The sequence below is a fragment of the Chromatiales bacterium genome, from assembly GCA_020445605.1.
Lineage (GTDB): Bacteria > Pseudomonadota > Gammaproteobacteria > JAGRGH01 > JAGRGH01 > JAGRGH01.
On the sequence record JAGRGH010000049.1, the window covers coordinates 294916 to 310210 of the forward strand.

A 15295-nucleotide genomic window follows, 5' to 3' on the forward strand; every position below is an offset into this window, starting at 1 on the left:
GCTCGCTTGATCCTCATGCTCGTTGCAATGCAGCCGCCGCCCGATTCCGCGACCAGCGCGCCAGACCCCGTTATACCGCAGCAGGCACCATTGGACGGCGCCGTGCTTGTCGTGATCGTTCTCGCAACGCACAACGGCGAAACCCATCTGCGCCAACAGCTGGAATCGATTGCCGCGCAGACGTACCCGAACTGGCACCTCCTGGCGCGCGACGACGTATCGTCCGACGGCAGCTGCGCAATCCTGAACGAGTTCCAGCGCGAACTGGCCGGTCGCGTAACCATCCTGAGCGCTCCGGATCTGAACCGGGGGCCGTTACGCAATTTTTCTGACCTGATTGAGGCGGCACTCGCCGCCGAACGCCCATGGAGTCGGCAGCGCTTCTGTATCGCGCTCTGCGACCAGGACGACCACTGGCGTCCGGATCGACTTGCGCGCGGCGTTGAGGCCCTATTCACACAGCCTGATCGGGAACCCTGCCTGGTGCACTCCGACCTCGCCGTGATCGCGAACGACGGCGCAGTGATCGCCAAACGATTCACGGCTTACCAGGGCCTCAACCCGCGACACAACCGATTCGCCGATCTGCTGCTCACGAACATCGTCACCGGCTGCACGATCACACTCAACACGGAACTTGCCCGCAAGGTAGTGCCGATTCCCGAACATGCCGTGATGCACGACTGGTGGATCGCACTGGTCGCGGCGCTGACCGGGCGGATCGTGTTCGTCGATGCACCGCTCGTTGGCTATCGCCAACATGGACGGAATACGCTTGGAGCACGCGAGGACCTCAGGCGATCGGTCATCAACCGGATCAGGGCCCTGACATCGCCGCGCAATGACCAGGCGTTTCGCGCGGTTGCACGCCAGGCCGCCCGGATCGCTGACAGCCGCCCGCGCGGACTCACGCTGCGCGGGCGTTTCGCCGCCTGGGTCGCATCCACGCTGCTTCGACCGTCGAGTCGATGCCTGCGGCTGCTCGGCATCGTCGGACTGCGCCTGCTGGCCGGACGGCGTCCGGTGCGACGACGCGCGGCAGCATCATGAGTGCGTCTGGAAGTGTCTGCGCGGTCGTCGTGACCTACGATTATGACTATGCGCTGCTCGCCGAGATGATCGCATCGATTCACGATGTGCTGCCGCAGATCATCATTGTCGACAACAATGCCCGGCCCGACGAGCAGGCCATCAAAGGCATGGGCGAGCGGTTCTCACGTTGCATTTTCATTGTCAATCGGCATAACGCCGGTCTGGCAATCGCATTGAATCAGGGCATCGAACGGGCATTGAATGCCAGTCATGGCTGGGTGTTGTGTTTCGACCAGGACAGCCGGCCGACGCCAACCATGCTCAATGCGCTGCTGGAGGCTCGCGTAGTTGTCGCGCCGGAAACAACGGCGGCGATTGGTCCACGGATTCACGATGAGCCCGGCCACCGTGATCTGCCGTTCGTGCAATTCACCTGGTATGGCGTGCGTCGCAACGTCGTGGATTCCACGGACAGCCGCTTTTTCGCCGCAGACTTCCTGATCACATCGGGATGCCTGATCAGTGCGCATGCATTGCGCACCGTGGGGTTGATGGAAGCCGATCTCTTTGTCGACAACGTTGATCTGGAGTGGTGTCTGCGCGCTCGGGCCGCGGGGTTCCGGTGCCTGGGACTTGGCGCGGCCGTCCTGAATCATCAGATCGGGCACGGCAGCCGACGTCTGCCCGGCGTCGCCCGGCCGATCCTGATGCACGGGCCTCGACGTCAATACTTCATGATGCGCAATCGCATCGCGCTGTATGGCCGCGCATACGTCCCGTGGCAATGGAAGACCGGCGATCTGCCGCGCCTGGTTTTCAAGCTCGTCTATTTTCCGCTGTTCGTGACGCCGCGCTGGCAGAACCTCACCAGCATGCTGGCCGGCATCCGCGACGGTGTGCGCGCGCTGCGCGCCGCCGGACGTATCCCACGCAGTGTCTGAACGGGGCGCCCTGTAGAATGGTGCGCACGAAACCGACACCCATTGCACCGCCCAGTTATTTCAGGAATCCCGCATGAACCCGGGGCCCCGAGCCGACGCCGAACCTGAGTCCAGCGCCCGCGTGGCGACGTTTCACTAGCACGCAAGGCAAGCGGAGTCATGCGCGTCTGTCTGGTCACCTACGGGAAGTTTCCCGATCCATCCGGCGTCGTGGCGGGCAACAGTGTCCGCGGACACCTGCTCGCGCGCGGTCTACTCGCGCACGGCATCGGCGTCGATTGGCTGTATCCCGCGTTTCTGGACCGGGAGAACGACCCGAAGTTGCCCAGTACCAGCAACATTCGAGTGTACTCGTATGCCGACACCGCCGATCTGCTGTCGCGCATTGACGGGCTCGCACCCGACGTGGTGCTGGTGGGTTACTGGGAAATGCTTGAGCATTTTCCAGAGAACTACGCACGACCAATCGTCGTCGATGTCGTGGCCCCGCGCATACTCGAAAGCCTGTACGAAAACGGTCGTGATCTCAGCGAAGATGTGACGCGACTGACCACGCTGTACCGGCGTGCCGATCTGTTCATCTGCGGCACCGAGCGCCAGCGGCATTTCCTGTTGCCGTGGCTGATTCTCGCCGGGTTCGACTGCCGCGAACAGGTGCCGTCGATCGTCATCCCGATCTCTGTGGAACCCGCGGAACATCCGCTCGTGCCTCCGACCGAGCCCGAGCCGTGGCGTTTCGTGACCGGCGGTGTGCACTGGCCGTGGCGACGGACCCGGCGCTGGATCGATGCGCTGGAGCACGAAGTCAGGGCCCTGGACGGTCGTGCACACCTCGAATTGCTGAGCGGACGCTATGTCTATGCACCGGACCGGGACCAGGCCGCGGTTTCAGACGCCCGGCAGTCCGCGTTCGTAACGGAGCATGCGCTGAAGCCCTATGGAGAAATGCAGGGTTTTCTGCGCGGATGTCATGTCGGACTTGAACTCGCCGACCGCAATACCGAGCGCGAATACAGCCAGTCGTTCCGGGCCATGGAGTTCCTGCGCCAGGGACTCCCTCTGATCTGCAACCGATTTCTGGAGATCGCCGAGCACATCGACCATGCCGACGCAGGCTGGATCGTCGACGACCCGGCGGAACTCTCGGCCCTGGTCAGGCGCATCATCACCGATCCGTCGGAGTGGACCCGCCGCAGCAACAACGCGCTCGCGCTGGCCGATGAACGGTTTCATTTCGCGCGTACCGTCGAACCGCTGATCGCATACCTGCGCGCACCCGCGCGCCCGGCACGCGGGAATCAGCCACTGGGCCACCGGCCCGAACCGGTTTCGCCGGCCGAAACCCAACCCGGAGAATCCACGCAATCCACCCCGCCGCTTACACCGATGCAGGCGGGCCAGGTCGACGGCCTGCCGCGAAAACACACCCTGATCCGGCGACTGGCGCAGGGTGCAGGCGCGGTGCTGCGTCGCCTGGCCCCGGGTCGATCGGCTGGCGTGATCACGATCACCCGCGACGACATCGATCCGCCGGACCATGGCGCGGCGGTCAAGATCGACCGAACGGCCTGGGCGCTGTCCCTGCAACTAGGGCACACCTGGATCGTGACCGAACGCCGGGACCGATACTTCGAATACACAGATGGCGTACGCAGCGAACGGCGCTTCCCGTTCTGGCTGCGCTGGCTCGGGCCCGATCGGCGGCGGGTGCATGCGCGGCTGACCGCCGCCGGCATCCCCGCCGACAACGCGTTTCTGTACGCACCGCTGCATGACTGGAGCTTCATCCTGCGTACGGTGTACGTGGCGCTGCGCCACGGCGCACGTCGCTATCTCGCGGAATTTCCCGCCTATGCGCGGGCCGGACTCTGGGCGCGGCGCATGCTTGGCGGTCGGCTGATGATTGCCGAACACAATGTGGAATATCAGCGCCTGCACGAGCAATACCCGAGCATGCCCGAACTCGGCTATGAAATCGCACGTCTGAGCGAGCTGTTTCTGTGCGGCGCGGCGGATGCGGTGATCGCTGTATCGGATCGCGACCTTCAGACACTGGCCGCCGCCGGCGTGCCGCGCGAGCGGCTGCGAATGGTGCCGCACGGGGTGGATCTGGATGCCTTTGATCAAGCCGTTCCGCTGGATCTCCAGACACACTACGCGATTGAGCCCGGCACGCCCGTGCTCGTCTACCACGGCATCTACGGCTACCCGCCGAATCTGGAGGCCATGCAGGTGTTCGCGAAGGAAATCCTGCCGCGCATCCATGCGCGCGGCCTGCGCCCGAAGGTGCTCGCCATCGGACGTCATCCGCCCGCCCGCCCGCTGCATGAAGACATCATCTTCACCGGATCGTTGCCCGCGCTGGCGCCGGTATTGCGCGCCGCGCAGATCGCCGTGGTGCCCCTGATGCAGGGTGGTGGCACGCGCATGAAGGTGCTCGACTATTTCGCCGCCAATCTGCCCGTGATCAGCACCAGCAAGGGTGTGGAAGGCCTGCCCGTGCGCGATGGTCGCGAAGTGGTCGTGCGCGACGATTTCGGTGCATTTGCCGCCGCCGTCGTGGACCTCGTCCAGAATCCGGACCAGGCCCGCAAGATCGCCGCGAAGGGCCGCGCGCTTGTCGAACGACTGGACTGGCGTGAGATCGGTGCCCAGTATGTCCGCGCGTTTGATCAGTCACGCGCAGGCAATCATTGACGAAATCATTTCCGTTGACCGTGCACGAAACCTGATGAACGACGACGAACCCAGACTCACGCATCTGAACGAGGCCGGCGAAGCGCACATGGTCGATGTCGGCGACAAAACACCCGCGCGTCGCCGTGCCATTGCCAGCGGTCTGATTCGCATGGATCGACGCACGCTGGAGATGATCGCGGACGGCGCCCATCCAAAAGGCGATGTGTTTGCCGTCGCGCGTGTGGCCGGCATCATGGCCGCCAAACGTGCTTCCGAAACCGTTCCACTGTGTCACCCGCTGGCGCTTTCGCGCGTCGCAGTGGACCTGGGAACCGATCGCGAGATCAATGCGGTTGTCGTTCACGCGACCGCGGAGACGACCGGACCGACCGGCGTGGAAATCGAGGCCCTCGCCGCCGTGCAGGCCACGCTGCTGACGGTCTACGACATGTGCAAGGCGGTGGATCGCGGGATGGTGATCGACCAGGTGCGGCTCGAGCACAAATCCGGCGGTCGATCCGGCACCTGGGAACGCACACGCCAAGCCTGACCACCCGCGGTAGCGGACCGATCCGGCGGCTCAGTCCGCAGGGCGATCCAGAATTCGCGCCAGCGTCTCTCTCGCGCGCGCGGTGGAAAAGTTCTCTTCGATGTTGCGCACACCGCCTGCTGCCAGACGCCGCCAGAGCGCGGAATCCGTATAGGCGCGGACGATCTGGTCGGCGAATGTGACTGCATCGTCAGCGACGAGCACGTCCTCGCCATCGACCAGCCCCATACCCTCCACCGCAACCGCCGTTGCCACGGCCGGCACACCAAAGCTCATCGACGAATTGATCTTGCCCTTGACGCCGGCGCCAAAGCGCAGCGGTGCCACCGTCAGACGCACGCGACGCAGCAGTGCGTCGAGATCCGGAACGAAACCCATCACCGTGACCCCGTCGCCAGACAGCGCGCGGACCTCTTCGGTGATGTTGCTGCCGACCAGCATGAGTTCGGCATCGGGAAGCTGTCGACGGACGCGTGGCCAGATGTCCCAGACCAGCCACTGGGCCGCATCCACGTTCGGCGGGTGCCGGAACCCGCCTACGAACAGAACACCCGAGCGCTGACCAAAATCGGCGCGACTCGACTCCGGTTCCGGTTCATGGATGTTGGAGACCACCTCCACCACGAGCCCGGGGTTCTCTCGCAGCAGCAGTTCCCGCTCGACCGGGCTCACGACCAGCGTCACATCCGCGGACTTCATCACGCCAATCTCCTGCTGACGGGTCCGCGCGGCATCGGCACGGCGCTGATCGTCGTTGCGCAACTCGGCCTCGCGCTGCTCGCGCAGATAGTGCAGATCCACGGTGTCGAAGATGAACCGGGCCTGCGGCGCGTGACGTCGGATCAAATCGGCATACCGACCGGCGATGTGATGGCGGCTGACCAGCACGGCCGCCACACCTGCGCCGTGATTGCGAAACCACGCTTCGGCACGCGGCTGCCAGTTGCAATAGACCTCGATACCAAGATCGCGCAGCTGATCGCCGTAATCGCCGTGACACGAACCGTTTGCCGGAAAGAACACCACATGCATGCCAAGCGACTGCACGGCCTGCATGAGCCTGACGATACGCAAAGAACCCGAATCCTGATCGGGTGTGGGCATGATCGCGTCGATGAGCACGAGCGTCGGCCGCTCGCGGCGGCTGGGCCAGTCGATGTTCGAACTTTCGGAGGCCGCCCTTGCCGAGCGCAGGCGTTCCAGCGCTGAACCTGCGGTGCTTGACTGGAATAACGCACGCGGCTGCACGAAAACCCTGCGCCCGGCCAGTCGCGCGCTCACGCTGAGTTCATACGCCGCGGATTCGAACGAATCCGCGGCAGCGGAGACCCCACCGAGCGCCTCGAAGGTCGCGCGCGTCATTGCGATTGCCCCGGGCCCCAGCGCATCCACTTCGGTAAAAAATCCAAAGCGGGCGGCATCCGCGCGCTCGCCGGCACCACGCGGCTTGACACCGCCATTCTCCAGGACTCTCAACCCCGCAGCGACCAACTGTCCGTGGACGTCGGCCAGGGAACCACCAACAATCGCCGTCGAATCCGCGACAGCGGCCGCGTACAACAGATCGACGGCACCTGCCCCCGGGACGCAGCCGGCATCGATGAAAATCAGCTTTTCCGCCCGCGCGTCAGCCACGGCGGCTGCGAGCAGACGCGGGACTTCCGCGCCCGCTGCTGCATCAATCGCACGAACCCCTTCCACATCATTCAACGCCTCGGCGTCGGCGCCCGCGACGAGGACTTCATGGGCAACCTCCGGCCTGTGGCTGGCAAGCGCATTGAGCGACGAACGAACCGGGACGCGGGAACGACTGGCCAGGACAATCAGCGAAATGCGGGGTTTCTCGCTCGTATCCAGCCTGATCGGCGTGGCCACCGGCTGTGCAGGTTCGCCAGATTCCGGTTGCACAGCACCCGGGCGCAACCGGGAGCGAATACGCCGGGCGTACTCCGTCGCCGAGCGCAGGGGTCTGGTGATGCGCCAGGAGCGACTGTTCTCGATCAGGTTCAGGCGCTGCTGTGTCAGGCTGTGCTCGGATTCCAGCGCAAGCCGCGATCTTTCGCTCGTTTCCAGCCGTTCGCGCGTATCGCGAAGCTGATCCTTGAGGGTTTCGGAGTAGTCGACCAGCTTGTCGCGGACCGCACTGACTTCGCGCAGGGTGGCGTCAAGCTGTTCATGACGCTCCAGAAGCTGGTTGTGCCGGCCCAGCAACTTGTCGTGACGTTCAACGAGCGCGTCGTGCGCACGCAGTTGCTCCAGGAGCCGCCCGTGACGTTCCACCAGTTCATCGTGCGCCTTGAGCCGATCGAGCAGTCTCTCCTGATCCGCCATGACCCGCGCGCGTTCCTGCACGAAATGCGCATGCTCGATCTGACGATCCTGATTGATCGCATTCAGATGTCCCTGGTGTTCATCACGCTCGCGCTGCAACTGATCCGTGGCCCGCCGGAAGTGACCGCGAGTGTTCTCCAGTTCGCGCTCGACGACCGACGCGTGAATTTCCAGGTGCTCGAACGCGCGTGCGCGGCGCTCCGTGACGGCGTTCCAGAACGACTGTTCGGCGTCCGGCATGCGGGGCCGATAACGTAGCTCGCTGACCTCGACAGGCCCGAGCAGGGCGGCATAGTCTGCAACCATCGCCTCTGCATCACGCTCACCGACAGACCGGGTACGGGCCGCAGCGAGACGCCCGGGGTCTGCAGCCAGCGCGACGAGTTCGGCGATCGCTTCGCGTTCGTCGTCAGGCAGCAATGCGCCGCCACCCCGCTCGATGCGCTCACCAAGCGCGCCGATCGCGGTCGCGACCAGCGGAATAGCCAGCTCTTGCAGTTCGAGCGCGATATAGGAAAACGTTTCGGCGATCTGCGATGGAATCCACGCAAGCGAAGGTTGCAGCGCGTTGACGTAACTCGCGAGCTGCGCCGGCTCGTAGTTTTCGATCATCGTCAGACCCGTGCACATCGGGACCTGATCCCCGCCAACGCCCGCCCCCAGCAGCACGATGTCCCAGGCGCCGAGCAGCGCGTCCAGGTTACGCACGATCAGCAGGCGCCCCTTCTCCGGAGACATGCGTCCGGGCACCAGCAACAGCGGTTTGCCCGTTCGGGAAACTCGCTGGAGCTCGGCGTCATCCGCGGCAGATTCGCCCACCGGTTCGAGCCCGTGCTCGATCACCGTAGCTGGCGGCAGGCGCCCGTCCGACAGCTCGCCCACGAGTCGCGCCGCCGCCCCAGAGGGCGCAATCAGTGCGACTTGCCGGGTTTCCACCGCCGCGACGAAACGCTGCATCCGCCGCGCCCAGCGTTGCGGTCCGAGATCGGCGAACACGCTCGCGTACGGGTTTGCGTCCAACCGATGCACATGCCCGGCCAGGGGATCCTGACCCGGCGTCAGCCGCGCTGCGAACATCACCATGTCGTGGAAGACGAACACCGTGGGGCGACCTGTTTCCAACGCTGTGATCGTGTGGCCGATCAACGAGGACACGAGCACGGCGTCCACCCCGTAGTCGCTCAGCACGCTGTCGAGAACGTTGTCATAGTCCAAACTGTTCGTTTCAATATCACCGTTCGGCGCATCCAGCACCCATCGTCGCAGTGGGTCGCGTTCATTGCCGTAGTACAGGGCCAGCGACTGTCCATGCTCACAACGCTTCCATTGCCCTTCGGAACGCAGCTGCAGATGATGGCGCGCCGCATCGGCGGCGATGAAGTCGTGTACGAAGCGCGCAATACCGCCGCCCCAGCTGTGCGTGACATGCAACACCACGGGTTTGCGATCCGCACCCGGATATCCGGCGATCCTGCTGTGTGCATCGCGCAACGCGACGCGCAACTCGTCGAGCGCATCGCCGCGTGCGAGGGCATGCGGATCGTCCTGCGCCGCGCGCGCCACCGGCAGCGCGGGGTGCCCTACGAAGACATGGTCGCAAAGACCGATGCGTGCACCGCCGTCCCGCAGCGCTGCGAGCAGATCCGCAAGCGTGCAGCCGAACGAATCCCCGTGCGGCAATGCGTCCACCTGGAGACAAAGACACGGACCGACGGGCTCGCGGGTTTCGATGACCAGACGACGGGATGCGCAAAAGACCTGCGCATCCAGTGGGTCGGAGGCGCGCTGGTCGTGCGCAGAATCCGCTGGAAGCGGCGCGGCGTGCACGCCGGCGCCGCTCAACGGCGCGACCGCGACCAGTTTCGAATCGGCGCTGAATGCGTGTTCGAGCCGTGCGAAGCCGAGCGGCGCGATCGCGGCCTGCGGTGCAAGCAGCACCACGAATCTCGCGTTGGCTAAGCCCGCTCGATCGCGCAGTTCATTCCAGGGCATGTGCACCGCATCGAGTCTGCCGTCCTCCGGGCGCGCTCCCGCGTCGGATTCGACACCCAGCAATGCGATTGTGCCCTGTCCGTCCAGCCCTGCGAGCCAATCCGGATCCGGCGCACTCGCAGGCGAATGCATGACTGCAATCAGCCGACCGGGTGCGTCGACCATCCGACCGGCCATCAGCGGGCGGACGCCTGGTGGATGTTCAACCAGGCCAGCGCACGTTCCCGAAACGGACGTGGCGGGTCCGCATCGATGAACGCCCGAACCAGCTTCCCATAGTGTGGATGCGCGGCACTGAGGACTCGATCACCGGCCTGCATCAACTCACGGCGCGACTCGCCGAAACTGCTGCCACCCTTGTGAAAGACATAGACATCCGTGGCGAGCACATTGCGCAGCCCGGCCGCCAGCGCACGCATGCACCAGTCGTTCTCCTCGCCGTAGCCGCGCGGATAACTTACGGCATCGAACAGGCCGACCCGGTCGATCGCATCGCGGCGGATGTACATGCAGAATCCCACCGCCGTCGGGATATCAATCGTCTGGCCGCTATTCACGCTGGAGAAAGCACGATCGAGCTGCGCCACGCTCTGCCCCGGCGCCAGGGCATTGTCGATGAGGAACTCCGGAAAACTCGCAATCGTCGCGTTGTTTGAAAACGGCGTGACGCTCGCGATATCGGGCGCGCTATGCGCGGCGTTTCGCAGTCGCGCGACCCAGTCGTTCGCAACTACTGTGTCGCTGTTCAACAGAATGACGTCATCACGCCAGGCAGCATCCATCGCGGCGTTGGCCGTCCGGGTGAATCCGAGATTCTCGGGCTGGCGAACAATCCGCACCCCGGGAGTCTGCGTGTAACGATCGAGCAGCGCGCCGATCTCCGCATCCGGGCTCGCGTCATCGCGCAGTTCAAGCGTGAATGGCGGGTTGATCGCCATGCTCGCGACCACGCTTTCCACGCAGCGCTCGACCAGCTGCGCCGCGCCATGGATCGGGATCGCGACCACCAGGCCGCCGGGAGACACGAGGTTCATATCGACTCAATCAGCACGACGGCAAACGCCGCAATGCCCTCCCCGCGTCCGGTGAAGCCAAGCCCTTCGCTGGTCGTCGCCTTCAATCCAACGGCATCGACGCCGATCTGCAGGTCGCTCGCGATGTTCGCGCGCATTGCATCCACATGCGCGGCGAGGCGTGGCGCCTGCGCGACGACGGTCAGGTCCGCGTTCACAACGCGATAACCGACCTTCGCCACCCTTGCAACCACGCTGCGCAAGAGTTCGCGTGAATCGATGCCGCGATAGCGCTGATCGGTATCCGGAAACTGCCGGCCGATATCGCCGAGTGCCCCCGCACCCAGCAACGCATCGCAAAGCGCATGCAGGACCACATCGCCATCGGAATGCGCGACCAGACCGTGAGAGTGTGGAATGCGCGTTCCGCCCAGCACCACATGGTCGCCCGGTCCGAACCGATGCACGTCAATGCCCTGCCCGATTCGCATCAGCTGATCTCCCGCGAAAGGAACTGTTCGGCGCGTTCGAGATCGCCCGCACGCGTGATCTTGATGTTCTCGATCCGCCCTTCAACGATTGCCGGCCGGACGCCATGGGCCTCGAGCGCCGAGGCTTCGTCGGTGATGCGCAATCCACGGTCAAGCGCCGACTCGATTGCATCGACCAGCAGTCGATAGCGAGAAACCTGCGGTGTATAGGCCTGCCAAAGATCCGCCCGATCCACGGTCTGAACGACGACGCCGTTCGCGACGCGCTTGATGGTGTCGGCAACTGGCACCCCAAGCAGGGCCGCCTGGCCATTCTGCCTTGCCGCATCAAACACCCGATCTATATCGGAAATGCCCAGGCAGGGACGCGCGGCGTCGTGGACGGCGATCCAGTCGTCATCGCTGACCCGACCGCGAAGCGTATGCAGTGCTGCGAGCACCGAGTCGACACGCTCGACGCCGCCGGCAACCGCCGTGACCCGCGCATCCGCATGGAATTGAGACTGCTTCCAGTGCATGTCGTCGGCACGCAGCGCTACGACCACGCCTACGACCGCCGGTGCTTGCAGCAGCGCCCGCAAGCTAATGTCGAGTACGGTTGCGCCGGCAAGCGGAAGATACTGTTTCGGCGTCTCAACGCCCATGCGGCGCCCCGTGCCGGCGGCTGGCACGACTGCCCAGAGTCGGTCGCCTGGAGAGCCCATTACCGGTTCGCCCGAGGTTCTACGATCTGGTAGAAGGTTTCACCGGGACGCACGAGCCCGAGTTCGTTACGCGCCCGCTCCTCAAGGGCCTCGTTGTCGGTGCGCAGGGCCTCGACTTCGCGCTCCAGAACCAGATTGCGTTCGCGCAGACGCACGTTCTCGGCGATCTCGACCTCGGCCTGCGTCGCCAGTCTGCGTAGTTCGATCAGACCGCCGTCACCAAACCAGAGGTGGTAGTGCACGACCACCAGCAGAAAAATCAGTGCGAGAAGGATCCAGCGCATGTCTCACGCCAGCGCCCGGAAATCGTGGGTAATGCGCCGCTGCGACACTCAGACGCGGCCCGAAGAAGGTTCCGACGCCAACGGCCGCTCCCCCTCCAGGCGCGCGATCACAACCGAACCGCAGCTGTCGCTGAACACGTTGACACTGGTGCGACACATATCGAGCACGCGATCGACCGCCAGAATCAACCCGATGGCTTCCAGCGGCAGGCCGATGATGCCAAGGATGATGGTGATCGCAACCAGGCTTGCGGCCGGAATACCCGCGACACCGATCGAGGTCACCAGCGCGACCCACACAATCGTGAACTGCTGCGCGAGTGACAGATCGAGTCCGTAGGCCTGGGCAATGAAGATCGCAGCGACGCACTCATACAGGGCCGTGCCGTCCATGTTGACCGTTGCACCCAGTGGCAGTACAAAGCTCGCAGTCCGATTGGACACGCCGGCATTCGCCTGCACGCAATCCATGGTGACCGGCAGGGTCGCGGACGAAGATGCGGTTGAGAATGCCGTCAACAGCGCGGGACTCATCGCCCGGTACATGCGAATCGGCGAAACGCCGCCGACCATTCGCAGTATCAGCGGCAGGGCCACGCCGATGTGCAGACCCAGTGCGATGAGCACCGTCAGCGCAAACGACAGCAGCGGCAAAAGCGCGGCAAAACCGGTGGTTGAAATCACCTTCGCGACCAGCGCGAACACGCCCAGCGGCGCGAAGCGCATCACCAGTTCGGTGATCCGCATCATGACCTCGAACACGCCGGTCCAGAAGCCGAGCAGGGTTTTCGCCGGACCATCGGCGATCCGCACCATGAAGTAACCGAACAGCAGGCTGAAGAAGATGAGCCCGAGCATCTGACCGTCGGCGGCGGCGGCCACGACGTTGGTCGGAATCATGCGGATGAAGACTTCGACAACGTCTCCCGCGCCGCGATCCTGCACCTTTGCCGTGACCGACGCGGTTTCGGCCGAAAACCCGACCTTGTCGCGGACCGGACCATCGGCGTCGATGCCGGGCTGCATCACGTTGACCATCACAAGCCCGATCAGGATTGCGATCAGACTGGTGCTGAGGTAGTAGACGATGGTTCGGGCGCCGAGTCGCCCGAACCCGCCCTCGCCACCCAGGTTGCCCACGCCCACGATCATCGACGAGACGATCAGTGGGACGATCAGCATCTTCAGCGCATTCAGGAAAAGCTTGCCGACGAACTCATAGGTATCGAGCAGAAAATGCGCGAGCCCGACCGGCAGGCTCTCATGAATGGCGCCGGCCGCCGCGGCCAGAACCAGCGCAATCAGGATCTGCCAGTGGAGTTTGAGCTTCAGCATCGACCCGGATTATTCCGAATCGCCCTTGGAGTCGAACCGTTCAATCTCCGCGACTGAACGTAACGTACGCAGATAGGCCGTCAGCTGCGCGCGGCCCATCGCGCGGCGGTACTCGACCGTGTCGGCCGCCGTCCCGGGTGTCTCGCCGTCCCGCACGCTCTCCAGCGACACAACCCCGCTGTCACCGTTCGCAAACTGTACCGTGCCGACACTGGACCCACCTGCGGCGGGTTTCGCGAGACCGAACAGTGTCGCAATCAGTTCCGGCGGATGGTTCGTGTCGTGCCGTGCGACGGCATCGAGCTTTTCCGCCGAGCCGCCGGCCGCGACTGCCAGTTCGGCAAACGCAGCGCCATTTCGGGCGCGGTTCGCAAGTTCGTCGGCCCGTGCCGCCACCAGATCGGCGGCACGGTCAGCACGCAAGGCCTGCACGACCTGCGCGCGAACCTCGTCAAGCAGAGGTATCCGGCTGTCCTGGTGATCGGTGACCCGCAACACCACCAGATGCTCAGGGGCAACCTCGACGGGATCAGAGTTGTGACGGGCGCCCAGCACTTCATCGCTGAAGGCTGCATTGGATACTCGCGGCGAGGCGAGAATCCCGTCGCGCGTTTCTCGCGTCACCCAGTCGGTTGTATGCCGTGTCAGACCGAGTTCCTCCGCGGCGGGTTCGAGCGAATCGGGCTGCTCGTACGCCAGCTGGGCCAGGCGCTCGGCCTGTTCGAAATAGATCTTTTCGGCCTTTTCGCGCGCAACCAGTGTTCGCAGCTGATCGCGAATCTCGTTCAGGGCACGCACACGCTCCGGCTCGACGGAATCGAGTCGAATAAGATGCAGGCCAAAACGCGTCTCGATGGGACCACGCAGCTCGCCAGTCTGCATCCCAAACACCGCATCGTCGAACGCCGGCGCCATGACCCCGCGGCGGAAACTACCCAGATCGCCACCGGCGGGTGCCGAACCCTTGTCGTCTGAAACCTCTCGCGCGACGTCGTCGAACGATTCGCCTTCCGCGATGCGCTTGCGCGCCGCCTCGATCCGGTCACTGGCAGCCGTACGGGCCGTCTCGTCCGCATTCGCGTCAAGGCGAATCAGGATATGCCGTGCACGCCGCTGCTCGGGCTGGGTAAAGCTCGATTTCGCGCTCTCGTAGTGGCGTTGCAGTTCTCCGTCGTCGACCTTGATGGTCGACGCGATGTCATCGATTTGCAGTTCGACGTAAGCGAGCTTGACCCGCTCGGCTTGCCGCCAGCGTTCGCGGTTCGCCTCATAGTAGGCGATCACATCGCCGTCGCCGGCCTCGCCCACGGCCGCCGTGGATTTGCTGACACGAAAAAAGTGGCCCGATCGCGTCTGGCCCGTCAGCCGCGCCACCGCACGCTGCTCGCCTGGGGTCAAGAAGTCAGTACCGGCGATGCCGCGCGCAAGTTGCTGATGGACGAGATCGTCACGAACTTGCAGCGCAAATCCGTCGGGACTCAGCCCCTGGCTGCGAAGCGCCTGCTGATAGCGGTCATAGTCGAACTGGCCACCGACCTGAAGCTCGGGCAGTTCTTGGATGTACTGCTGAATTGCGCCGCTGCCGGCACCCAGCCCGAGTTCACCGGCCTTCTGGCGAACGAGTTCCTGATCGATCAGTCCATCGACCACCTGGGCGCGCAGCTCGCGATCCGCGATTGATGTCGGGTCGAAACCCGGACCCGCGAGCCGTGCGAGCTCCTGACGGGCGACGGTGAATGCGCGCTGCACCTGGCCGTCGTCGATGTCCTCGCCGTTGACAGTGGCGACCGGCGCCTGACTGCCACCGCCGATGTATTGTTGAATTCCCCAGAGGGCAAACGGAATCGAAATCAGGACCACGATGGTCCAGGCGATCCAGCCCTGCGCGCGATCACGAATCGCTTGCAGCATTTATGCGTAAACCGAAACGAGATGCGGACCGC

The 15295-nt window shown here is 64.4% G+C and carries 11 protein-coding genes; 4 read left to right on the forward strand and 7 right to left on the reverse strand.

Going from position 1 to position 15295, the window contains the following annotated elements; all coding sequences use genetic code 11:
• Nucleotides 1-15 precede the first annotated feature (15 nt).
• The 4 genes from KDG50_11740 to moaC all read left to right on the forward strand — a co-directional run bounded on the left by KDG50_11740 (nt 16) and on the right by moaC (nt 5202).
• Nucleotides 16-1050, forward strand: coding sequence for a glycosyltransferase family 2 protein (locus KDG50_11740; protein ID MCB1866096.1), 1035 nt, complete (start codon nt 16-18; stop codon nt 1048-1050).
• Complete coding sequence (locus tag KDG50_11745; GenBank protein ID MCB1866097.1) at nt 1047-1973, forward strand: glycosyltransferase family 2 protein; 927 nt, start codon at nt 1047-1049, stop codon at nt 1971-1973. The genes KDG50_11740 and KDG50_11745 overlap by 4 nt, the downstream gene beginning before the upstream one ends.
• Before the next feature lie 159 nt (nt 1974-2132).
• Nucleotides 2133-4670, forward strand: a complete 2538-nt coding sequence (locus KDG50_11750) for a glycosyltransferase (protein ID MCB1866098.1) — start codon at nt 2133-2135, stop codon at nt 4668-4670.
• A 34-nt stretch (nt 4671-4704) separates the two neighbouring features.
• Nucleotides 4705-5202 carry a cyclic pyranopterin monophosphate synthase MoaC gene (gene moaC / locus KDG50_11755; protein ID MCB1866099.1) on the forward strand — a complete coding sequence of 166 codons (498 nt, stop codon included), beginning with the start codon at nt 4705-4707 and terminating at the stop codon, nt 5200-5202.
• A 30-nt stretch (nt 5203-5232) separates the two neighbouring features.
• Here moaC and KDG50_11760 read toward each other — a convergent pair whose 3' ends face one another.
• Genes KDG50_11760 through KDG50_11790 form a run of 7 tightly spaced genes read right to left on the reverse strand, consistent with a single transcriptional unit; the run spans nt 5233 to nt 15263 of the window.
• Nucleotides 5233-9702, reverse strand: a complete 4470-nt coding sequence (locus KDG50_11760; GenBank protein ID MCB1866100.1) for a glycosyltransferase — start codon at nt 9700-9702, stop codon at nt 5233-5235.
• On the reverse strand, nt 9702-10559 hold the full coding sequence (locus KDG50_11765; GenBank protein MCB1866101.1) for a glycosyltransferase family 2 protein: 858 nt from the start codon (nt 10557-10559) through the stop codon (nt 9702-9704). The genes KDG50_11760 and KDG50_11765 overlap by 1 nt, the downstream gene beginning before the upstream one ends.
• Entirely contained in the window at nt 10556-11029 is a 474-nt protein-coding gene (ispF, locus tag KDG50_11770) for a 2-C-methyl-D-erythritol 2,4-cyclodiphosphate synthase (protein MCB1866102.1), read from the reverse strand. Before ispF ends, KDG50_11765 begins: the two co-directional genes overlap by 4 nt.
• Nucleotides 11029-11733: a 2-C-methyl-D-erythritol 4-phosphate cytidylyltransferase gene (gene ispD / locus KDG50_11775; protein MCB1866103.1), complete on the reverse strand. Its 705-nt coding sequence runs from the start codon at nt 11731-11733 to the stop codon at nt 11029-11031. Before ispD ends, ispF begins: the two co-directional genes overlap by 1 nt.
• Nucleotides 11733-12017: a cell division protein FtsB gene (gene ftsB / locus KDG50_11780; protein ID MCB1866104.1), complete on the reverse strand. Its 285-nt coding sequence runs from the start codon at nt 12015-12017 to the stop codon at nt 11733-11735. Before ftsB ends, ispD begins: the two co-directional genes overlap by 1 nt.
• Nucleotides 12018-12065: 48 nt before the next feature.
• Nucleotides 12066-13352, reverse strand: coding sequence for a dicarboxylate/amino acid:cation symporter (locus tag KDG50_11785; GenBank protein MCB1866105.1), 1287 nt, complete (start codon nt 13350-13352; stop codon nt 12066-12068).
• 9 nt (nt 13353-13361) lie between these two features.
• Nucleotides 13362-15263, reverse strand: coding sequence for a SurA N-terminal domain-containing protein (locus tag KDG50_11790; protein ID MCB1866106.1), 1902 nt, complete (start codon nt 15261-15263; stop codon nt 13362-13364).
• Nucleotides 15264-15295 lie beyond the last annotated feature (32 nt).